Here is a 20,616-nt window from a genome sequence, read left to right as displayed (position 1 = left end):
TATCTCAATCAGCGAATGATCATAAAAAGGCGGCGCGTTTCATGGCCCATGAGACGCGCCGCCTTGTTTGTTTTGGGATCCGTTCTTTGAGACAGACTAGACCGCAGCTGCAATCTTGGCCGCCAGACGGGCGTTGTTTTTCACGAGGGCGATGTTGGTCACCAGGCTGTCTCCGTCGGTCAGATGCTTAATGCGGTCCAGAACGAACGGGGTGACATCCTTGCCCGTCACGTTGAGCCGGTTGGCCTCAGAAATGGCTTCGATGATGTCGGTTTCCATTTCGGCTCGCGGGATTTCATCAGCTTCTGGGACCGGATTGGCGACGATCATGCCGCCTTCGAGACCAAGGGTCTTGCGCATGGTGTAAAGGGCTGCAATCTCATCGGCGTCATCCATCCGCAAGGGACAGGTGTGGCCGCTTTCCCGGCTCCAGAAGGCCGGGAATTCATCGGTCTTGAAGCCAACAACCGGTACGCCGAGTGTTTCGAGCACCTCCAGGGTCTTGGCAATGTCGAGCAGCGCCTTGACGCCTGCCGAGACCACCATCACGGGAGTTTTGGCCAGCTCCTGCAGGTCGGCGGATATGTCAAAGCTTTCCTCTGCGCCGCGATGTACACCGCCGATGCCGCCGGTAGCAAAGGTGGCTATACCAGCTTGGGCTGCACAGATCATAGTTGCGGCGACAGTTGTCGAGCCGCTTTTGCCAGCCACCAGCGCATAGGCAAGGTCGGCGCGGGAGAGCTTCATGATATCGTCGCGCTCTGCAAGCGCCTCGATGTCCTCACGCGACAGGCCGACATGGATGGTGCCGTCGAGGATGGCGATGGTTGCCGGGCAAGCGCCTTCATCACGGATGATCTGTTCTACTTCCAGAGCCGTGGCGACATTTTCCGGGAAGGGCATGCCGTGGGTGATGATCGTGGATTCAAGGGCGACAATGGGTTTGCCTTCCTTGCGGGCGGCGTCAACTTCTGAGCCGAAGACAATGGGCAGTATGTTGGGGGACGCGGTCATGAGGTTTGGCTTTCTTTGTCAGCTTGCGGAATCTCTGCGAGGCAGGCTTCCAGCATTTGTCTGTTGAGCATGTCAGGGACAGATTGCTCGCTCATCAAGGCAAGGTTTGCGCCCGCCATACCATAGGCCAGAGACTCTCCAAAAGAGCGGCCGAGCAAGCGGGCGTGAAGGACACAGGCGCAGAGGCAATCGCCTGCGCCATTGGTTGATCGGACTTTGACAGGCGGGGCCGGGAGCTTCCACACCTTGTCACCCTGCCATGCGGTGAGGCCCGCATCGCCGCGGGTGATGATGCCGGACTTGACGCCCTCTTCCATCAGGATTTCCGGCAAGGCTTCGGGATCGGCGAATTCCTGCGCCAAAATCGCTGCTTCCTCTTCGTTGCAAAACAGAAGGTCAAGCGCAGAGAGGCACTCACCTGCGCGGTTGGCTTTGGGACCAGAAACAGCGCTGATGGCTAGGGTATGCTCGCCCTTGCCTTTGACAAGCTGATCGAGCACATCCGCAGACAGATTGGTGTCGGTGAGAATCAGGGTCGGTCTTTCAAGACCGGCAAGACAGTCCGCGATTTGTTCGGCAGGAAAGCTGTCATAGATGTCCATGTCGGCAATTGCCGCATTGAGTGATCCATTGCGATCCTCGATGGCGGTGTAGCTGGCGCTCGGCTTGTCGGGATTGATTGTGATCCGGTCGGTGTTGATGCCTTCGCGTGCCAGCTCGCGCTTCAGAAAATGGGCATCGTCATCAGCACCGCTGATGGTGCTGAGTGCCACCTGCCATTCGAGCCGGGCAAGTCCGCGCGCAACATTGCCGGCAACCCCGCCAACGGAGCGGCTGAGATGGCCGGGGTTTGATTGCCCGGGCTCCAGTCGCGCATGGGAGCGAGCGATGCGGTCGACGTGCGCGCCGCCAAAAACAAGAATATCGGGTTGGGAAGGAGGAGCCATGAGCTGTCTTTGCGCGTTTGGTGCGCTCGTCTGGTGTTGATCAGGAGGCGACCATACAGACGGGAATGTGGCTTTTCCAGCATAAAGCGAAGGACCGCGCCGCTGACGGTTAACACTTGTGAAGAAGAAACACCGCTGCCCGTGTGCAGGCAGCGGTGTCTCACCATCTCAGTGTCGTGGGGACTTCATTTCTGAGATTTGGGTATTTGCCAAAACCGGATGGGCCGATCAGTCCATGGCCTTGAAGTTGAATTCGCCCCCTTCCTTGATGCCTGAAGGCCAGCGGGCCGTGACGGTCTTCGTGCGGGTGTAGAAGCGGAAGGCGTCCGGGCCATGCTGATTGAGGTCGCCGAAGCCGGATTTCTTCCAGCCGCCGAAGGTGTGATAGGCAAGGGGAACCGGGATCGGCACATTGATACCCACCATGCCGATGTTGATCCGGTTGGCAAAGTTGCGGGCGGTGTCTCCGTCGCGGGTGTAGATCGCTGTGCCGTTGCCATATTCATGGTCCATGGCGTAGCCAAGGGCGTCCTCATAGGTTTGGGCGCGCACGCAGGACAGGACCGGGCCAAAAATCTCTTTTTTGTAGATGTCCATGTCGGTGGTGACATGGTCGAACAGGTGCGGGCCGACAAAGAAGCCGTTTTCATAGCCCTGAAGCTGGAAATCACGACCATCGACCACGAGTTTGGCGCCTTGCTCCACACCGGTTTCAATCAGCCGCAGGATGTTTTCCTTGGCGGCCTTGGTGACAACCGGGCCATAATCAACATCCTTGCCTGCGGTGTAGGGGCCGACTTTGAGTTTTTCGATGCGCGGGACCAGCTTTTCGATCAGGCGGTCTGCGGTAGCCTCACCAACGGGCACGGCGACCGAGATGGCCATGCAGCGCTCACCAGCCGCGCCATAGCCTGCGCCGACAAGGGCGTCCGCTGCCTGATCCATATCAGCATCGGGCATGATGATCATGTGGTTCTTGGCTCCACCAAAGCACTGGCAGCGTTTGCCGTTCGCCGTGGCGCGGGAATAAATATAATGCGCGATCGGGGTCGAGCCGACAAAGCCGACAGCCTGAACGGTCTCATTGTCGAGAATGGCGTCTACGCTCTCTTTGTCGCCGTTGATGACCTGCAGGATGCCGTCGGGAAGGCCCGCTTCCTTGAGCAGTTCGGCCAGCATCAGCGGCACGGATGGATCCCGTTCGGAAGGCTTGAGGATCATGGCGTTGCCGCAAGCCAGCGCTGGTCCGAGCTTCCACAAAGGAATCATGGCCGGGAAGTTGAACGGCGTGATGCCAGCAACGACGCCCAGAGCCTGACGCATGGAATACATGTCGATGCCGGTTCCGGCGCTGTCTGTATATTCCCCTTTCAAGAGATGGGGCGCTCCAATGCAGAATTCGATGACTTCCAGTCCGCGCTGGACGTCCCCCTTGGCGTCGACAAAGGTCTTGCCATGCTCGGAGGAGAGGGCGTCGGCCAGCTTGTCCATGTCGCGGTTGATGAGATCGACAAAGCGCATCATGACACGGGCGCGGCGCTGGGGATTGGTCGCCGCCCACGCTGGCTGTGCCTTGTCAGCGGCGTCAACTGCGGCATCAAGTTCGGCGGTGGTGGCAAGGGCGACCTGCGCCTGAACTTCACCGGTTGCCGGATTGTAGACATCAGCGAAGCGGCCCGATGAGCCCGCCACGATCTCGCCGTTGATGAAATGGCCGATTTCCCGCATGCTGTGTTTCTCCCTTGCGTCGAATATCCAACGTCAATTGTTTGATTGTGATTGGCTGCTATTTTGCTTGCGCAATTATAAATATCAATGCTCGATAAATCGCATCCGTTGTGCAAATATTATAGTAGTGGAGCTGATATAGGGGCCGACTGATGAACTGGGATGATGTCAGGATCTTTCTGGCGGTGGCGCGCGCAGGGCAATTCCTCCAGGCAGCCAACCGGCTTGGGGTCAATCACGCCACGGTCGCGCGGCGGGTGAGCGCGCTAGAGGATGCGCTCAAGGCCAAGTTGATGGACCGGCGCACGACAGGCTGCGTCTTGACGCCGGAGGGTGAGGCGTTTGTGCTCGCTGCCGAGCGGATGGAAGCGGAGATGCTGGCAGCGCACACCAGCATTGGCGAGACCAATGTCGATGTTGCAGGCGTGGTTCGCATAGGCGCGCCTGACGGCTTTGGGGTGGCCTATCTTGCGCCGCGCCTTGGCCCGCTTCTAGATCGCTATCCGGACCTGCGGGTTCAGCTCGTGCCAGTGCCGCGCACCTTTTCCATTGATCGGCGCGAGGCGGACATCGTGATCACGGTGCATCGGCCGGAAAACGGGCGGCTGGTGGCGCGCAAGCTGGTCGACTACAAGCTGGGGCTTTATGCGTCCCGCGCCTATTTGGAGCAGCATGGGATGCCTTTGACCCATGCCGATCTTGGCCAGCACAGGCTGATCGGGCTTGTGGAGGATCTGATCTACAGTCCGTCGCTGCATTATTCGGACGAAATGATGCGCGGTCATCAGCGCCAGTTTGAGTGTGCCAGCTCGCTTGGTCAGACGGAAGCCGTGCGGGCTGGGTTGGGGATTGGTATCCTGCATGGCTATCTGGCCAAGAATGATCCGGATTTTGTCGAGGTGCTCCCCGATCACGCCATCCAGAGAGCCTATTGGGCGATCTATCACGAAAGCACGCGCAACCTCGGTCGCATCAAGGCGGTGTCCGATTATATTTACCAGCTGATGGACGAGGAGAAGGCTATTTTCCGCTGATCGGGGGGATGGGGTCTCGTTGCTTTCTGCCCTCGAAATGGCTGCGAGACAAAGAGAGGAAAATAAAGGTCGACAGACCGTTGCCGATGAAGCCCATGAGCATGACAACGATTTGATATCTAACGGCGATCAGCGGATCGACGCCGGAGAGGATCTGTCCTGTCATCATGCCCGGAAGCGAGACAAGGCCAACTGCCAGTAGCGAGTTGATGATAGGAATGAGCGCCGCATTTGCAGCCGCTTTTCGGGCGTCTTCGTATGATGCCTGTTTTTCCAATTCGGATATCAAGCGCTCTGCGGACAGGCTGATGGCATTCATGCTGACCACATAGACCATGCCGGACAGCGGTATGATAAGGCGTGGTTGGTACCACGGGTCTGCCTGCAGAACGAAAACGGTCACCGTGACGAGCGTAATCGATCCTGCGGTGAAGACAGCCGCAAAGGCGTATAGATAGAGAATTTTTGAGGGTGATTTCAGGGGATTAAGGCTGATCCATGTTGCGGCCAGCATCATGACGCCGATCACCATCAAGACCAGATAGCTATGCGCTGCTGTAAACAGGTAGGTGAGCACGAAACCGATCGTGATGAGCTGCACCAGCATCCGCCCGATTGCATAGACACTCTTGCCCAAGTTCAGTTTCCATCGGTAGAGCATAAAGAGCACTGGTAGCGTGGGAATTGCCATCAGCAACAGACGCAGCGCTGAAATGTTCGTGATCGTATCCTTCATGCCGCTTGCCCCTGTTGCCGCACCAGTTCATAATGCCCTCAGATGACACGGTTTTTCAGGTCTTTTCAAGCTTGTATTGACGATAGGATCCTGAAGAAAGCAGACCCCCGTCTAGGCTAAGGAGGGATTGTCATGAAACCTTTTCCTTTGCTACGCTTTTATAAATAAGAACAGTCGTTGATTGGTGGCGAGTGACAATCAGGGACAATCAGGGACCGCTCGAAGGAGAGAGACCATGACACCGAAAACCTATCAGGGACCGCGTGCCAGCGACGAAACCCAGCAGAATAGCACGTCGCAAGATGCGCGTTTGGCATTCGAGAAGACCTATTCCGAAACCAAGGTCAGGGACATTCTCAAGGGAAAGAGCGCCGACCTTTTCACAGTCACCCGCACAATGACCATTGCTGCGGCGACAGCAGAACTGGCCGCGCGACGCGTCGGCAACTTGCCTGTCGTCGATCACAACCTTGGTCTGGTCGGCGTGATCTCCGAGCGCGATATTGTTGCTGCCGTTTGCGAAGTTGGCGAAGAGGCCATGGGGCGCTCCGTCGAACAGCACATGACCATGGATCCTGCGACCTGCAAGGGCGAGGATCTGATTGTTGATGTCATGCAGATCATGACGGATGGTCATTTTCGCCACATGCCGGTCATGGACGGTCCGGTGCTGGTCGGGGTAATCTCGATCCGCGACATCGTCATGCACCGGGTGCAGGAAGTCGAATATGAAACCCTCCGCCTCAAGCAGTTGATGGTCGGCTGAGGCCTGTGTTCCAGAAGAACTGTTCAAGCAATCAATTGAGCCCCTTTTCGGGGCTCTTTTTTGTTGGGGGCTTTGCACGCCTTTTCGCCTCATTCAGCAATTTGTCCGGCCCGATTGGCACTTTGCAGTAAACCACCTGTGCCTTTGGTCCGTAAAAAACCAAAAAGGACGGTATTTATGTCAGAATCAATTGAAGAAAAGTGGAAACGGGTCTGGATTGTCGGAGCCAGTTCGGGGATAGGCAGGGAGCTTTGCTCCCGTTTTGCCGAGCGCGGCATGGATGTGTTTGCAAGCGCGCGCAGCGAGGAAGCGCTCAATGAACTGGCTGCGACCTCTGAGCATATCTCGGCGATGCCCCTTGATGTGACCGATCCGTCGGCCACACAGGCGGCAATTCAGACTATGCAGGATCAGGACGGCTTGCCGGATCTTACGATTTATTGTGCTGCAATCTATGAGCCCGGCGGGATTGATGCCTTGAGCCATGACGCCGCGAGCAAGCATATGATGGTCAACTATCTGGGCGCGGTGGGCGTGATTTCGGGTCTTGTGCCGTTCCTCAAACAAAGAGGCAGGGGCGACATTGCCATTATCAGTTCGCTGACCTCTTACTGCGGCCTTCCGCTCGCTTCGCTATACGGGCCGACAAAGGCCGCGCTGGCCAGCCTTTGCGAAACCTTGCGTCCAGAGTTTGACCGGGACGGTCTTGGCCTGAGGTTGATCAATCCCGGTTTTGTCGACACAGGTTTGACTGAGAAGAACACCTTCAAGATGCCGTTTTTGATCAGCCCGGATGAGGCGGCCAGCCGGATCGTCAAGGGTCTTGAGGGCCGCGGCTTTGAAATCGCCTTTCCATTCCGCATGGCGATTTCACTCAGGATCCTGCGCCTCCTGCCCTATGGGCTCTATTTCCGACTGATGAGAAGGTTGGTATGATGAGGCAAGCATCAGAGGCCATGCGCGACGTGGCAACGCGCTATGCAGATTATTTTGGACACCTTTCTCCCGACCGGGTCGGCGAGGTTATGCCGCTCCTCAGCGACGATATCCATTTCATCGATCCGTTCAACGATGTCAGAGGACGCGACAATTACCGTGCCGTGATTGCCAAGATGTTCGAGGATGTCAAGGATCCCCGGTTCGAGATTCTCGATCTTGCGTGGTCAGGGGAGATCTGCCTGATGCGTTGGGATTTCTCCTGCTCGGTGGCCTATATCGGTGATTGGACCGTGCGGGGGATTACTGAGTTGCAGTTCGACAGCGATGGTCGCATCTCGGCCCACTATGATTATTGGGATTCAGGGCGGCATTTCTTCGGTAGGTTGCCGGTGATCGGTGCTGTTATTCGCTGGATCAGGAAAAAGGCCCAAGTCTAGAGTGTTTCTTCGCGTATCCCCGTAAACATGTTTCGGGGATACGCTTCAGGGCCTATTTGGGTGTTGCGAGCTTCGGGCGCTGAGATGGCTCCCTTTAGCTGGCCGGACGCTCATAGACATAATGGCCGACATCGATTGTGCCGTTCGAGAATCCCGCCTCGCAGTAGCTCAGGTAATATTCCCACATACGCCGGAAACGCTCGTCATAATCGCCCAATTGGGTGATTTCCGACCATTGAGCGAGAAAGCGGTCGCGCCAAGTCGCCAGAGTTCTGGCGTAATCGAGAGCGAAGCCTTCTGCATGGGTGGCTACAAGCCCGGCCTTTTCGGCCTGATGATGCAACAGTTTCACGCTAGGCAGCATTCCTCCGGGGAAAATGAAGGTTTGGATGAAATCAGCGCTGCGGCGATAGCGTTCATAGTTGGCTTCATCAATTGTGATCGCCTGCAGGACCGCCCGGCCGCCGGGACGCAGGTTCTCGAACAGGGTCTTGAAATAGGTCGGCCAATGTTCTTCCCCAACGGCCTCAATCATCTCGATGGAGATGATGGCATCATAGGTCCCGGTCTCATGGCGGTAGTCGCGCAGGTGGAAGCGGGCCTTGTCATCGAACCCCTTGGTCTTTGCACGCTCGTTGGCGTACTCAAGCTGTTCTGTTGACAGGGTAAGACCATCAAGGTCTATGCCGCGCAGCGCCGCCCGCTCGGCAAGGGCACCCCAGCCGCACCCGATCTCAAGCATATGATCGCCTTGCTTGAGGCCACTGAGGTCCAGAGCCTTGTCCAGCTTGCGGATCTGGGCTTCTTCGAGCGTGTCCGTTTCGCCATAGCGATAGGCCGAGGAGTAGGTCATCGTCGGGTCCAGCCAGAGGCTGTAGAAATCATTGCCGAGGTCATAGTGATAGGCAATGTTGCGGCGGCTTCCCTTCACACTATTGGCCCGTCTGAGATGCTTGAGGCGTGCAACCCAATGGGCAAGGCTTCCGCGGGTTCGCAAAGCATCGAAGACGGCGGGATTTTTCAAGAACAGGTCGAACAGGGTGGTGAGGTCCTCGCAGGACCAGTCCCCGTCCATATAACTTTCGGCAACGCCAAGCGGTCCGCGCATAAGGATGCGCCAGAGGGCTCGGTGGCGATGGACCGTCATTCTGGCTATGGGGCCGCTCTGGTCGTCGCCGCCAAAAACGAGATGCCCGCCCGATGGCACGGTGATGTCAAGTCGACCGCTTTTGAGATGTGACAAGAACGGGCTCAACAACTTGTACCAGAGGCGGCATTGCCATGTCGGCAGATCGCCGTGGCCCCTCTGGTCCGTGTGGCTGTGCACCTGGTCCGATCTTTCGTTTTGAATCGTCATGTTGGCGTTCCTTTCCCATCAAGCGGTCGCGACAAGGTCGAGACCGAGCGGGAAGGCAGGGGCGGACGCCTGTGATAGGGGGCACCTTTGAGCCACAAGCGGAGGGCTTCAAGATGGATGGCGACCAGGATTTTCCATCCCGTTTGCCACAGCTTCCCAAACAACCAGAGTAAATTCGTGTTCGACAGTGTCAAGCGTTGCGCAGCAAAGGAGGCGGTCAATGACGAAGGCTGATTGCCCGACATTGTGATTCTGTAGATCGCTTTTTCATCTGGAAGTTGTATTGAGAAATCATATCGTCCATCCATGGCCAAAAAGGGTGAAACGTAGAAATTCTTTTCTCCACTGTGACGAAAGCTCTCGCCTTTGGCCGTCTCTGTGTCCTCTTGATCAAGACGATATAGATAGTGATGTCTCTCACCGAAGGTGTTGCTGACCTGATAAAGGATGGCCACGGGCTGGTTGGCGTCATCGCAGCAAAAAAGGATCGAAATCGGGTTGAAGGCATGGCCGAGCATGCGCGGAAAACACAGGATCGATATGCGTCTGGGCAAAGGTTCGCCGGGGCCAAACTGGCCTGACTGCTCAAGACGGTTGGTCACAAAGTCTTCAAGAGTTTCAAAGCCTTCATCCATGTGGTCGGACTCGTGAAAACTCATGAGATTGAAGCGGTTGACCGAGAAGAAGCGGCTCATCCGGGCTGCCTGTTGCTTTTTGTACAGCGGTAGGAGAAGTGCGCCAACGCGGTAGCTCAAGCGGTGCTCGACTTCGCCCTGTCGCGCATGAACCACCTTGCCGTCATAGAGGCAAGGGTCCGGGTCGAAAGGAGCCTGATTCAAAGGGGCTGGGGAAGATAGGGTCATTCTGCAGCCACCGTGCTGGCGTATGGCGCCATCCGTGGTTGATCCGGCGACAGCATGATCCGGCCTGAAGGCGCTTCAACGCTCCATGGGCGGCTGACGCCGCCGAGCTGTTCGGCAACGGCGAGACCGGCCTGAATGCCGTCCTCATGGAAGCCATAGCCGAAATAGGCACCGCAGAACCATGTACGCCGGTGGCCCTGCAATCCCCACAGATGGCGTTGGGCCTCCATCGCCTCAATGGAGAAGACCGGATGGTGGTAAAGGCACGAGCGCAGCACGGTGCCTTCTTCCGGCATTTTTGTCGGGTTGAGCGTAACGAACAGATTGTCCTTGCACGCTAGATTTTGCAGACGGTTCATCCAGTAGGTCACACAAAGGGAGCTGCCGCTTTCCTCATTCGTCGGAGCGCTGGTCTGCATGTAGTTCCAGCTTGCCCATGCGGCGCGACGTTTGGGCATCAGGGCAGGATCCTTGTGCAGAATCGCGAGGTTGCGCTGATAGGGAATGGCCGTGAGCAGATTTCGCTCTTCCTCGGATATGTCGCTGGATCCCGCTGTCAGGATTTGGAGTGCCTGGTCGGAATGGCAGGCGAGCACCACATGATCGTAGCGGGCTTCGATGCCCTGACGGGTCTTGATGGTCACCGAGCCGGGGCGGCGAACCATGTCCGAGACGGACTGGTTGAGATGGATCTCTCCGGATATGCCGTCCTTGAGCTTTTCCACGTATCGGCGCGATCCGCCGGGGATGGACCGCCATTGCGGTCTATCACGGAATTGCACCAGTCCGTGGTTGATCGAAAAGCGCATGAAAGCGAGGAAGGGAAAGGCCAGCATCTGTTCGGACGGGATGCACCAGATGGCGGCACCCATCGGCACCAGATGCTCCTTGATGAAGGTTTTTGAGTAGTTGCGTGACGTCAGATAGTCGCCAAGGGTCATGCGCTCCACATTTGGATCCATGACATCACGCTGGGCTTCTGTGTAGAAGCGCCGCACCTCGTAGAGCATCTTCAGAAATCGCGGATTGGCGAGGTTGCTCGGCTTGGCAAACAGGCTATTGAGCCCTTGTGGGCTGTATTCCTGTCTACCATCATCAAGGGAAGCGGCGAACGACATATCCGATGAAGCTGTTTCAAGGCCGATATGGTCGAAAAGTGCGGTGAGATTGGGATAGGTCCGCTCGTTGTAGACAATGAACCCCGTGTCGACATCCAAAGGCCCGCTGTCGGTTTCGACCAGCTGGCTGTTGGCGTGACCACCCAAACGATCATCTTTTTCATAGATGTCGACCTGATGGGATTTCGAGAGCAGCCAGGCCGCTGAAAGGCCTGCAATACCAGATCCAATGACTGCAATATGCATTTGTATCTCCGATGTTTTTCTTTTATTCGACCTGATATGGGGTTCAGATCACCGGTTGTTGCAAATTATCGGGTTGAAGTGCTTTTTTGCAAATCGATGTGAACCGCACGGGACGCACCATCGTAGGACAGGTAACAATCACTTTTTCGGGTAGATTTGACTATGACATTGGTGCAAGCTCTCGTCAAAAGATCAGGGGGAGGCGGGGATATGACCGCTGGCCAGCTTAGCGCCCTTCTTGTTTCCTTGGGCGATCAGCGTGATCGATTGGCGTTCAGACAGCTTTTCGATCACTTCGCACCAAGGCTCAAGAGCTATTACATGAAAGCGGGAACCAACCCGCAGATGTCTGAAGAACTGGTGCAGGAGACCTTTGCGCAAATCTGGCGCAAGGCCCATCTGTATGATCCGGCCAAGGCTGCCGCATCGACCTGGATCTTCACAATCGCCCGAAATCAGCGAATCGATCGCTTGCGGTCGGAGAAGAGTTTTGTCTTCAAGGATCAGGACTATTTCGCGTCAAAGCTGGTTACCGAGGAAGAGCAGTCGCGCGATGTGTATCGCAATGAACTGGCAGACAGGGTCTCCAAGGCTCTGACGCTCTTGCCGTCGAATCAGGCCGAAATCGTCAACATGGCCTTTTTCGAAGATGCAACCCATGCCGACATTGCCCAGCGTTTGAAACTGCCCTTGGGGACCGTGAAGTCGCGGATGCGGCTTGCATTCGGACGGTTGAGGAAACTTTTGGCTGAGGTAGAAGCATGATTCACCATCACCTCAATGATGAAATGATTTTGGCCTATGCTGCAGGTGCGCTGTCCGTGGGACATGCGCTGGTGGTTGCCAGTCACCTTGAGATTTGTCCCCATTGCGCGGCACGGCTTGCGGACGCGGAAGCCATCGGCGGTGCCATGCTCGATGACTGCGATGAGAGCGCGGTCTCTGATGATCTGTTCGCAACCATGATGCGATCGCTCGATGATCCGGACATGGAATACACTGAAGCGTCGGTTCCGGCGGACCGGTCTATGGTCAAGACCGCTGGGAAAGTGCATGTTCCGGCCTTGTTGGCATCGGTCATCGGGGATGATTTTGATGCCATCCGATGGCGTACTGCAGGTCCCGGGATCAAGCAGTTTGTTCTGCCTCTCGAAGGCACAGAAGGCGAAACCGTGCGCCTTCTTAAGCTGTCGCCGGGTTTTGTGACCCCCGAACACAGCCATCACGGGTCGGAAATGACCCTTGTGCTCAAGGGCTCCTTCTCTGACGATACGGGGCGATACAGGGTTGGCGATATTCAGGATGCCGATGATGACGTGCATCACCAGCCCATTGCTGATACCGATGAAGAATGCATCTGTCTGGCTGTGACGGATGCGCCGCTAGAGTTCAAGGGCGTGATTACGCGCCTGTTGCAACCGATCATCGGAATCTGATCGGGCCGGCATGCATAAAACCATCGCTGTTTTCGGCACGTCGGGTGCCATCGGGCATGCACTGGCCGAAGAGGCCCTGAAGCATCACGACAGTTGCGATCTGATTGCCATCTCAAGGTCTCCTTGCAAGCCGCTCGGGGTGCGTGAAGGCCAGTCGGTTTCCTATCTCTCCGGTTTTGATCTAATCAGCGAAGAGGCAGTTGTCAGCGCTGTCGATGCGATCTTCGAGCGTGGCAACCCTGATCTTGTGTTGATCGCTACCGGCGTGCTGCATGGCGAGGGGGTGACGCCCGAAAGGCGAATGCGTGAGCTGGATCCGGATGCGCTGTCTCAGATGCTGGCGATCAACCTCATTGGTCCAGCCATGATCCTCAAGCATCTTCTGACCCGGTTGCCGCGCAAGCATTCGTGCCGCATCGGTGTGTTGAGTGCACGCGTTGGCTCGACCTCGGACAATCGGCTCGGGGGATGGTACAGCTACCGGGCGTCCAAGGCAGGACTGAACCAGCTCATCAAGACCGCCGCGATTGAACTTGGCCGCAGCAACCCACAAGCGGTGCTGGTCGGGCTTCATCCGGGAACTGTCGACAGTGATCTGTCTGCCCCGTTTCAGGCCAGTGTGCCGAAGGGGCGTTTGTTTTCTCCCGACCATTCCGCTCATCTCTTGATGGATGTTTTGCTGTCCCTCAAGCCGTCCCAATCCGGTCTGTGTTTTGATTGGGCAGGAAAGGAAGTGGCTCCGTGAGTTCAGTTGCAATTCATTGGTTCCGTCAGGATCTGCGCCTCATGGACAATCCCGCCTTGATGAAGGCCGCAAAGTCGGGCGCGCTTCTTCCGATCTATATTCTCGATGACGAGACCGCTGGCGAGGCAGCCATGGGCGGGGCCAGCCGTTGGTGGCTCTATGAAGCACTAAAGGATCTTGATCAACAGCTCGAGGGGCATTTGCGCCTCTACCGAGGGGCTGCCGAGGATATCCTGCCTGAAGTGGCCAAGCTCTATGGGGCCTCAACCATCAGCTGGACGCGTTGCTATGAGCCTTGGCGAACCCGCCGGGATAGGCGTATCTCGGAGACACTGGATCAGATCGGGGTGACGACAATCCGCCTTAATGGCTCCTTGTTGTGGGAACCTTGGGAGGTTCTTAAAAAGGACGGCGAGCCCTATCGGGTGTTCACGCCCTACTATCGCAAGGGCTGTCTTCAGGTCGAAGCTCCGGCGAGACCCATGACCGAGAAGCCGGATTGTCGCTTTTGCAAGGCAAAAGCGGGCGACGGTGCCTTAGCGCTCAATGATCTGGCGCTCGTGTCTCCCGTCGGCTGGCATGACATGCTCGAGCCCCATTGGGATGTGAGCGAACAGGGCGCTCAAAAGGCACTGTCGGTCTTTCTGGAGCATGGGCTTGATGGCTACAAGGCGGGGCGGGACTTTCCTGCGCGCACCAACACATCGCGCCTGTCTCCTTATCTCCATTGGGGACAGATTTCACCCAATCAGATTTGGTATGCGCTGGAAGGTGACGCTCAGATGGAGACTTGTGATGCGCCGGATGCGGATATTGATCACTTCCGCAGCGAGCTTGCATGGCGGGAATTTTCCTACAATCTCCTTTATCACAATCCAGAGCTGCCCCGCGTTGCCTTGCAGTCAAAGTTCGATGGGTTTGAATGGGTGGATGATGAGGCTCAGCTTGAGCGCTGGCAGAAGGGCGCGACCGGCATTCCCATTGTCGACGCTGGCATGCGCGAGCTGTGGCAGACCGGATACATGCACAATCGGGTTCGGATGATTGTGGCGTCATTTCTCATCAAGAACCTGCGCATCGACTGGCGCAAGGGCGAGGCCTGGTTCTGGGATACGCTGGTCGACGCGGATCTGGCGAGCAACAGCGCCAGCTGGCAGTGGGTGGCGGGCTGTGGTGCCGATGCTGCTCCCTATTTCCGGGTGTTCAACCCGGCCCTGCAGGCGGAGAAGTTCGATCCGAAGGGCGATTATATCCGCCAGTATGTTCCCGAATTGGCGCGTTTGCCCCAAAAGCACCTTGCCAAACCATGGGAGGCACCCGAGGCTGTTCTCAGCGAGGCCGGGGTCGCGCTGGGCAAGGACTATCCGTTGCCAATGGTGGACCTCAAGAAAAGTCGAGCGGCGGCGCTTGAGGCCTATCAAGCCCTTTCCTGAGAGCCGTTTTTCGCTCTTTCTGTTTCATCCATTCTCCTGCGATCATGGGCGTCTTGCCTTGTCGATTTGCGAACGGTATGGCTAGGGGCCAACACGCCGTGCAGCGGCACAGAATTCCATTGTAAAGAGGATATTGCTGATGACCCCTACACAGGTCGAGATGGTGCCCTATGATGATCGTCGGTGCCAATTGGGGGAGGGGCCGCTCTGGCATCCTTTGCGCCATCAGCTCTTCTGGTTCGATATCATCGGCAAAAAGTTGTTGAGCCGACAGGGGGATAAGCCTCAGAGTTGGTCCTTTGACGAGCAAGTCAGCGCGGCCGGATGGGTCGACAGGGACCGTTTGGTGATCGCCAGCGAGACTGCATTGTTGCTCTTTAATCTGGAGACCGGCGAGACCTCGCGCCTGTGCCATCTGGAGGCGGACGATCCAAGCACCCGCAGCAACGACGGTCGCGCCGACCCCCTTGGTGGCTTCTGGATCGGAACCATGTCCAAGTCTGAAAAGAAGCCCGATGGCAGCGTTTACCGGTGGTATAAAGGTGAATTGCGCCAGCTCTATACCGGGATTCTTGTGACCAATGCGACCTGTTTCGCCCCCGGCGGGCGGGTGGCCTATTTCACGGATACGCCGACAAAGCTGGTCAAGCGCGTTGCCTTGGATGCGGATGGCTGGCCGAGCGGAGAACCGGAGGTGTTTCTGGATCTGCGCGAGGCCAATCTCTATGCTGACGGTGCCGTGGTTGATGCTTTGGGCAATGTCTGGATTGCCTTTTGGGGCGGCTACAAGGTCGCAGCCTTTCGTCCCGACGGCAGTTTGATGCGAGAGATTTCGGTGCCTGCCAAGCAGGTGACCTGCCCGGCCTTTGGCGGGAAAGATCTCAAAACGCTTTTTGCCACATCGGCCGCGACCAACATTTCAGAAGATCTCATGGCCCAAGAACCACACAATGGATGTGTTTTCTCTCTTGCACTGGATATCGAGGGGCAACCGGACAATCAGGTGTTCGTTTGACAATGGCGGGAGACCGTACCCCGGCCATTTTGATCAAACCTGTCGCTCGAATCATGAAAAGCTGAGTTCAGTTCGAAATGGTGGCAAAATAGGGATAAGTTTCCCCCGTCGGAACATGTTGAGAACAAATCAAATTTTCATACTATTTTCAGAATTTTAAGAGAAGTATTGCTAATGAGAACAAAATATGTACATTAATCATAGTTGCAAGAACGTGTCTGCTATGAAGAATGGAACACAAAATGATTCAAAACAGCCTCAGACTGGTTGAAGGAAGCAGCATGGACAAGACAAAGGCATTGGAAGCGGCCCTGTCGCAGATTGATCGCGCATTTGGTAAGGGATCAGTGATGAAACTGGGCCAGCGCGAAGTGGTCGAGATCGAGTCCATTCCCACCGGATCGCTCGGGCTCGATATAGCATTGGGTATCGGTGGCCTCCCCAAAGGACGTATCATCGAAATCTACGGGCCGGAATCCTCGGGCAAGACAACATTGGCGCTTCATGTGGTTGCAGAATCGCAAAAGCGCGGTGGCATATGCGCCTTTGTGGATGCCGAGCATGCGCTGGATCCTCTTTATGCACGCAAGTTGGGCGTGGATATCGACAATCTGCTGATCTCGCAGCCGGATGCTGGCGAGCAGGCGCTTGAGATCGCTGATACGCTGGTGCGCTCTGGTGCTGTCGATGTTCTGGTTGTCGATTCCGTTGCTGCTCTGACCCCGAGGGCCGAGCTCGAAGGTGAAATGGGCGACTCCCTTCCCGGATTGCAGGCACGTTTGATGAGCCAGGCAATGCGGAAACTGGCCGGATCCATTTCCCGAACCAACTGCATGGTCATCTTCATCAACCAGATCCGTATGAAGATCGGTGTGATGTTCGGTAGCCCCGAGACGACGACCGGCGGTAATGCGCTGAAATTCTACGCTTCCGTCCGGCTTGACATTCGCCGGATCGGCTCGATCAAGGACCGCGATGAAGTGGTCGGCAACCAGACCCGCGTCAAGGTGGTCAAGAACAAGGTGGCCGCGCCGTTCAAGCAGGTTGAATTCGACATCATGTATGGCGAAGGGGTGTCCAAGCTTGGCGAGTTGCTCGATCTGGGCGTCAAGGCCGGCGTCGTTGACAAGTCAGGGGCCTGGTTCTCCTATGACAGCCAGCGTCTGGGGCAGGGGCGTGAGAATTCCAAGACCTTCTTGCGCGAAAATCCGAAGATCGCCAACGAGATTGAAGCGGCCATCCGTCAAAGCGCAGGGCTGGCCGAAAGCCTGATGGCGCCGCCTGAAGCTGATGAAAAGGACGACGACGCATAGTCGGATCGTTCCTGACGAACCGCTGTTCGCCTGTTCGATGGACAACACGGAATTTGGAAGGGCTGCCGTTACGGTAGCCCTTTTCGCGTTCTGATTTCCTTTTCTGATGATTGCCCCCGCAATCGGGCCGAATTGCATGACAGGGCCCTTATTGAGCGCCAAATAGAGCAAATTCGGCAAAGAAGCTGATGAAAGGTCCGGCCTGTGCCCCCAAAGTGATAGACAGAGGCACGATGGCTCGTTAAAACCGCGAAGTGACAATTTGGAGACAATTCCAGGTCTGTTGCTGCGTTCGACCCCGGCATTCGAAACCGGACGGCAGGCGCCGGGCAACGTCCTGACAAGGTCAATCTGCTTTCGGGCAGTCAAATATGATTGGTGCAGTATGAGCGGTGTAAATGAAATTCGGTCCACATTCCTGAACTATTTCGGCGATCATGGTCATTCCATTGTCGAGTCAGGTCCTCTGGTCCCTCGCAATGATCCAACGCTGATGTTCACCAACGCAGGCATGGTGCAGTTCAAGAACGTTTTCACCGGGCTTGAGACGCGCGACTATTCGCGCGCAACCACATCGCAGAAATGCGTGCGTGCCGGCGGCAAGCACAACGATCTGGACAATGTCGGCTATACCGCCCGGCACCATACCTTCTTTGAAATGCTCGGCAACTTTTCGTTCGGCGATTACTTCAAGGATGACGCGATTGAGCTGTCCTGGAATCTTATCACCAAGGAATTCGGATTGCCGAAGGACAAACTTCTCGTCACGGTCTATTCCGAAGACGAGGAAGCATTCAATCTGTGGCGCAAGATTGCCGGCTTGTCCGAAGACAAGATCATCCGCATTCCGACGAGCGATAACTTCTGGTCCATGGGCGAAACCGGACCTTGCGGCCCGTGCTCTGAAATCTTCTATGATCACGGCGATCACATCTGGGGTGGCCCTCCGGGGTCGCCTGAGGAAGATGGAGACCGTTTCATCGAGATCTGGAACCTCGTCTTCATGCAGTATGAGCAGCTCTCCAAGGACAAGCGCGTCGACCTGCCAAAGCCGTCTATTGATACAGGCATGGGATTGGAGCGCATCGCGGCCGTGCTGCAGGGCACCCATGACAACTACGAGACCGATCTTTTCCGCGCCCTCATTCACAACAGTGTGGATTTGACCGGCGTCGATGAAATTGGAGAGGCGGCGGCGAGCCATCGCGTGATCGCGGACCATCTTCGCTCGACCAGCTTTCTGATTGCAGATGGCGTTCTGCCCTCTTCTGACGGACGCGGCTATGTTCTTCGCCGAATCATGCGCCGGGCGATGCGCCATGCCCGTCTTCTGGGGTCTCAGGATCCTGTGATCTACAAGATGGTGCCAACGCTTATTCGCGAAATGGGACAGGCCTTCCCGGAACTTGTGCGGGCTGAAGCCCTTATCACCGAAACGCTCAAGCTTGAGGAAGCCCGGTTCGGCAAGACCTTGAGCCGGGGCCTGCAGCTGCTCGATGATGCAACGGATGGCCTTGGCGAAGGCGATCGCCTTGATGGTGAAACCGCATTCAAACTTTACGATACCTTTGGCTTCCCGCTCGATCTGACGCAGGATGCGCTGCGCAGTCGCGACATCGAAGTCGACACCGATGGCTTTGACACAGCCATGGAACGTCAGAAAGCGGAAGCTCGGGCCAACTGGGCCGGTTCCGGTGAAGCGGCAACCGAGGCTGTCTGGTTCGATGTAGCCGAAAAAGTTGGTGCAACGGATTTCCTCGGCTATGAAACCGAAAGCGCCGAAGGCGCGGTTGTTGCCCTGATCAAGGATGGCGCAGAAACCGATGGACTCAAGGCCGGAGACGAAGGCGCGATCATTCTCAATCAGACACCATTCTATGGGGAATCCGGTGGTCAGGTTGGCGACACGGGCGCGATGATTGCCGATGGGGTGCGCTTCGAGGTCAGCGATACGGTCAAGAAGGCTGGCGGCATGTTCGTGCACATGGGCAAGATGATCGAAGGCAGCACGAAGATCGGCGATGCGCTTGAGCTCAAGGTTGCCAGTGAGCGCCGGGGGGCGATCCGCGCCAACCATTCGGCAACTCACCTGTTGCATGAGGCCCTGCGCGAAACGCTGGGCGCCCATGTTGCACAGAAGGGGTCGCTCGTAACGCCGGAGCGTTTGCGGTTTGACTTCTCGCACCAGAAGCCTGTCAGCGAAGACGAAATGAAGCACATCGAAGACATGGTCAACGAGATCGTGCTGCAGAACGGTGCTGTCGAAACGCGCATCATGGCGGTTGATGATGCCATCGAGGCCGGAGCCATGGCACTGTTTGGTGAGAAATATGGTGATGAGGTCCGCGTGGTCTCTATGGGCGAAGCGGTGCGCGGTGAGAAGTCTGGCAAGACCTATTCGGTGGAGCTTTGTGGTGGTACGCATGTCAAACGCACCGGCGATATCGGGCTTTTGACGGTTGTCGCCGAAAGCGCAGTGGCGGCCGGTGTCAGGCGCATTGAGGCCCTGACTGGCAGCGAGGCACGCCGTTATCTGCAGCAGCAAGATGAGCGCACCAAGGATGCTGCCGCGCTGCTTAAAGTCTCCCCCAATGATCTTCTGGAGCGTCTCGAAGCACTCGTTGCAGAGCGTCGCAAGCTGGAGAAGGATCTGGGAGATGTGCGGCGCAAGCTGGCCATGGGTGGCGGTTCTGATGGTGATGCCATCGAGGAGGTCGCTGGTGTCAAGTTCATGGCGCGTGTGGCGGAAGGCGTTTCACCCAAAGACCTCAAAGGTCTTGTCGATCAGGGTAAAGACAGCGTCGGCAGTGGTGTCGTGATGATGATCGCGGTGGGCGATGACGGCAAGGTCGGCGTGGTTGTGGGGGTCACCGATGACCTGACAGAACGCTTTAATGCTGTCGACATGGTCAAGAAAGCCGCCGAGCTTCTGGGTGGTCGTGGCGGCGGTGGTCGTCCTGACATGGCGCAGGCTGGCGGCAAGGATGCGGCTCAGGCTGATGCGGCCATTGATGCCGTGCGCGGTCTGATCTCCGGGGCCTGAAACCTGAATTATTTTTCAGGGCATGCGCTATCAAAGTTTGAAAGGCCGGGTGAAAATCCCGGCCTTTTTTGCGTTGGCCGTCAACGCAAATCAACTGTCCCAAGCGCTTTGGGGCTAAATGATAAAATTCAGGGAAACGTGGATTTGGTGGAAAAAAACAAGGGTGACTGCCCGATCATACGAGGTGGTGGGCAAGCGGGTGATCAGACAGTCACCGGCTATTGCTAGCCGCCTAATTGGTAACTCAACTGTCAGACGTGGTAAACATGTTTTGGTACAATATATCCAAGTATTATCTTGCAGATAGGTGAGTAGGGCTTTGCGAAAATTATGTTTCGCGCCGCAAAGATAGTAAATTATTGATTTGTATCCAATTTTTGATTTCGTTTGTTCTGTCTGGCTCCGAATGAAATGTGTGTCTGATTATTTCTCTTCGGGATAACCTT

Annotated in this window: 18 protein-coding genes; 11 read left to right on the top strand and 7 right to left on the bottom strand. The window is 56.4% G+C overall.

The window, feature by feature from the left end; translation table 11 throughout:
• Window positions 1-96: 96 nt before the first annotated feature.
• The 3 genes from CPH65_RS22770 to CPH65_RS22760 all read right to left on the bottom strand — a co-directional run bounded on the left by CPH65_RS22770 (window position 97) and on the right by CPH65_RS22760 (window position 3,689).
• Window positions 97-1,014, bottom strand: coding sequence for a pseudouridine-5'-phosphate glycosidase (locus CPH65_RS22770; protein ID WP_096175986.1), 918 nt, complete (start codon window positions 1,012-1,014; stop codon window positions 97-99).
• Complete coding sequence (locus CPH65_RS22765; RefSeq protein ID WP_096175985.1) at window positions 1,011-1,961, bottom strand: carbohydrate kinase family protein; 951 nt, start codon at window positions 1,959-1,961, stop codon at window positions 1,011-1,013. The genes CPH65_RS22770 and CPH65_RS22765 overlap by 4 nt, the downstream gene beginning before the upstream one ends.
• A 228-nt stretch (window positions 1,962-2,189) precedes the next feature.
• The gene (locus tag CPH65_RS22760) at window positions 2,190-3,689 is read right to left on the bottom strand and encodes a CoA-acylating methylmalonate-semialdehyde dehydrogenase (RefSeq protein WP_096175984.1); all 1,500 of its coding nucleotides are present in this window, start codon (window positions 3,687-3,689) and stop codon (window positions 2,190-2,192) included.
• A 152-nt stretch (window positions 3,690-3,841) separates the two neighbouring features.
• Here CPH65_RS22760 and CPH65_RS22755 point away from each other — a divergent pair, with 152 nt between their 5' ends.
• The gene (locus tag CPH65_RS22755; protein ID WP_096175983.1) at window positions 3,842-4,723 is read left to right on the top strand and encodes a LysR family transcriptional regulator; all 882 of its coding nucleotides are present in this window, start codon (window positions 3,842-3,844) and stop codon (window positions 4,721-4,723) included.
• Here CPH65_RS22755 and CPH65_RS22750 read toward each other — a convergent pair.
• Window positions 4,710-5,459 (bottom strand): ABC transporter permease, encoded by a 750-nt coding sequence (locus CPH65_RS22750; RefSeq protein WP_096175982.1) that lies wholly within the window; start codon window positions 5,457-5,459, stop codon window positions 4,710-4,712. The genes CPH65_RS22755 and CPH65_RS22750 overlap by 14 nt on opposite strands.
• A gap of 235 nt (window positions 5,460-5,694) precedes the next feature.
• Here CPH65_RS22750 and CPH65_RS22745 point away from each other — a divergent pair, with 235 nt between their 5' ends.
• The 3 genes from CPH65_RS22745 to CPH65_RS22735 all read left to right on the top strand — a co-directional run bounded on the left by CPH65_RS22745 (window position 5,695) and on the right by CPH65_RS22735 (window position 7,601).
• Window positions 5,695-6,225: a CBS domain-containing protein gene (locus CPH65_RS22745; protein WP_096175981.1), complete on the top strand. Its 531-nt coding sequence runs from the start codon at window positions 5,695-5,697 to the stop codon at window positions 6,223-6,225.
• A 177-nt stretch (window positions 6,226-6,402) separates the two neighbouring features.
• Complete coding sequence (locus CPH65_RS22740) at window positions 6,403-7,161, top strand: SDR family oxidoreductase (RefSeq protein WP_197703906.1); 759 nt, start codon at window positions 6,403-6,405, stop codon at window positions 7,159-7,161.
• Complete coding sequence (locus tag CPH65_RS22735; protein WP_197703905.1) at window positions 7,158-7,601, top strand: nuclear transport factor 2 family protein; 444 nt, start codon at window positions 7,158-7,160, stop codon at window positions 7,599-7,601. The genes CPH65_RS22740 and CPH65_RS22735 overlap by 4 nt, the downstream gene beginning before the upstream one ends.
• Before the next feature lie 94 nt (window positions 7,602-7,695).
• Here CPH65_RS22735 and CPH65_RS22730 read toward each other — a convergent pair whose 3' ends face one another.
• From CPH65_RS22730 to CPH65_RS22720, 3 genes are read right to left on the bottom strand one after another with little or no spacing between them, the layout of a single operon-like run.
• The gene (locus CPH65_RS22730) at window positions 7,696-8,958 is read right to left on the bottom strand and encodes a cyclopropane-fatty-acyl-phospholipid synthase family protein (protein ID WP_096175980.1); all 1,263 of its coding nucleotides are present in this window, start codon (window positions 8,956-8,958) and stop codon (window positions 7,696-7,698) included.
• Window positions 8,955-9,821: a DUF1365 domain-containing protein gene (locus CPH65_RS22725; RefSeq protein ID WP_096175979.1), complete on the bottom strand. Its 867-nt coding sequence runs from the start codon at window positions 9,819-9,821 to the stop codon at window positions 8,955-8,957. The genes CPH65_RS22730 and CPH65_RS22725 overlap by 4 nt, the downstream gene beginning before the upstream one ends.
• Window positions 9,818-11,185, bottom strand: coding sequence for an NAD(P)/FAD-dependent oxidoreductase (locus tag CPH65_RS22720; RefSeq protein ID WP_096175978.1), 1,368 nt, complete (start codon window positions 11,183-11,185; stop codon window positions 9,818-9,820). The genes CPH65_RS22725 and CPH65_RS22720 overlap by 4 nt, the downstream gene beginning before the upstream one ends.
• Before the next feature lie 210 nt (window positions 11,186-11,395).
• Here CPH65_RS22720 and CPH65_RS22715 point away from each other — a divergent pair, with 210 nt between their 5' ends.
• From CPH65_RS22715 to alaS, 7 genes are all read left to right on the top strand, one after another.
• Complete coding sequence (locus CPH65_RS22715) at window positions 11,396-11,950, top strand: sigma-70 family RNA polymerase sigma factor (protein ID WP_096175977.1); 555 nt, start codon at window positions 11,396-11,398, stop codon at window positions 11,948-11,950.
• On the top strand, window positions 11,947-12,621 hold the full coding sequence (locus CPH65_RS22710) for a ChrR family anti-sigma-E factor (RefSeq protein WP_096175976.1): 675 nt from the start codon (window positions 11,947-11,949) through the stop codon (window positions 12,619-12,621). Before CPH65_RS22715 ends, CPH65_RS22710 begins: the two co-directional genes overlap by 4 nt.
• A gap of 10 nt (window positions 12,622-12,631) precedes the next feature.
• Window positions 12,632-13,366, top strand: a complete 735-nt coding sequence (locus CPH65_RS22705) for an SDR family NAD(P)-dependent oxidoreductase (RefSeq protein WP_096175975.1) — start codon at window positions 12,632-12,634, stop codon at window positions 13,364-13,366.
• On the top strand, window positions 13,363-14,799 hold the full coding sequence (locus CPH65_RS22700; protein ID WP_197703904.1) for a deoxyribodipyrimidine photo-lyase: 1,437 nt from the start codon (window positions 13,363-13,365) through the stop codon (window positions 14,797-14,799). Before CPH65_RS22705 ends, CPH65_RS22700 begins: the two co-directional genes overlap by 4 nt.
• A 139-nt stretch (window positions 14,800-14,938) precedes the next feature.
• Complete coding sequence (locus CPH65_RS22695; protein WP_197703903.1) at window positions 14,939-15,814, top strand: SMP-30/gluconolactonase/LRE family protein; 876 nt, start codon at window positions 14,939-14,941, stop codon at window positions 15,812-15,814.
• A 242-nt stretch (window positions 15,815-16,056) separates the two neighbouring features.
• A complete protein-coding gene (gene recA, locus CPH65_RS22690) occupies window positions 16,057-17,127 on the top strand; it encodes a recombinase RecA (RefSeq protein ID WP_096176578.1) in 1,071 nt (356 codons plus the stop codon).
• Between the two features lie 385 nt (window positions 17,128-17,512).
• Window positions 17,513-20,170: an alanine--tRNA ligase gene (gene alaS, locus CPH65_RS22685; RefSeq protein ID WP_096176577.1), complete on the top strand. Its 2,658-nt coding sequence runs from the start codon at window positions 17,513-17,515 to the stop codon at window positions 20,168-20,170.
• Window positions 20,171-20,616 lie beyond the last annotated feature (446 nt).

Origin of the sequence: Cohaesibacter sp. ES.047 (assembly GCF_900215505.1) — a bacterium.
Classification (GTDB): Bacteria; Pseudomonadota; Alphaproteobacteria; order Rhizobiales; family Cohaesibacteraceae; genus Cohaesibacter.
The sequence above is the reverse complement of the archived record's forward strand: the minus strand, read 5'-3'. Positions and strand labels throughout refer to the sequence as shown.

Excerpts from the sequence above, each read along its gene's own strand:
- CPH65_RS22770 (WP_096175986.1), bottom strand. The coding sequence starts at position 1,014 with ATGACCGCGTCCCCCAACATACTGCCCATTGTCTTCGGCTCAGAAGTT.
- CPH65_RS22765 (WP_096175985.1), bottom strand. The coding sequence starts at position 1,961 with ATGGCTCCTCCTTCCCAACCCGATATTCTTGTTTTTGGCGGCGCGCAC.
- CPH65_RS22760 (WP_096175984.1), bottom strand. The coding sequence starts at position 3,689 with ATGCGGGAAATCGGCCATTTCATCAACGGCGAGATCGTGGCGGGCTCA.
- CPH65_RS22755 (WP_096175983.1), top strand. The coding sequence starts at position 3,842 with ATGAACTGGGATGATGTCAGGATCTTTCTGGCGGTGGCGCGCGCAGGG.
- CPH65_RS22750 (WP_096175982.1), bottom strand. The coding sequence starts at position 5,459 with ATGAAGGATACGATCACGAACATTTCAGCGCTGCGTCTGTTGCTGATG.
- CPH65_RS22745 (WP_096175981.1), top strand. The coding sequence starts at position 5,695 with ATGACACCGAAAACCTATCAGGGACCGCGTGCCAGCGACGAAACCCAG.
- CPH65_RS22740 (WP_197703906.1), top strand. The coding sequence starts at position 6,403 with ATGTCAGAATCAATTGAAGAAAAGTGGAAACGGGTCTGGATTGTCGGA.
- CPH65_RS22735 (WP_197703905.1), top strand. The coding sequence starts at position 7,158 with ATGATGAGGCAAGCATCAGAGGCCATGCGCGACGTGGCAACGCGCTAT.
- CPH65_RS22730 (WP_096175980.1), bottom strand. The coding sequence starts at position 8,958 with ATGACGATTCAAAACGAAAGATCGGACCAGGTGCACAGCCACACGGAC.
- CPH65_RS22725 (WP_096175979.1), bottom strand. The coding sequence starts at position 9,821 with ATGACCCTATCTTCCCCAGCCCCTTTGAATCAGGCTCCTTTCGACCCG.
- CPH65_RS22720 (WP_096175978.1), bottom strand. The coding sequence starts at position 11,185 with ATGCATATTGCAGTCATTGGATCTGGTATTGCAGGCCTTTCAGCGGCC.
- CPH65_RS22715 (WP_096175977.1), top strand. The coding sequence starts at position 11,396 with ATGACCGCTGGCCAGCTTAGCGCCCTTCTTGTTTCCTTGGGCGATCAG.
- CPH65_RS22710 (WP_096175976.1), top strand. The coding sequence starts at position 11,947 with ATGATTCACCATCACCTCAATGATGAAATGATTTTGGCCTATGCTGCA.
- CPH65_RS22705 (WP_096175975.1), top strand. The coding sequence starts at position 12,632 with ATGCATAAAACCATCGCTGTTTTCGGCACGTCGGGTGCCATCGGGCAT.
- CPH65_RS22695 (WP_197703903.1), top strand. The coding sequence starts at position 14,939 with ATGACCCCTACACAGGTCGAGATGGTGCCCTATGATGATCGTCGGTGC.
- recA (WP_096176578.1), top strand. The coding sequence starts at position 16,057 with ATGATTCAAAACAGCCTCAGACTGGTTGAAGGAAGCAGCATGGACAAG.
- alaS (WP_096176577.1), top strand. The coding sequence starts at position 17,513 with ATGAGCGGTGTAAATGAAATTCGGTCCACATTCCTGAACTATTTCGGC.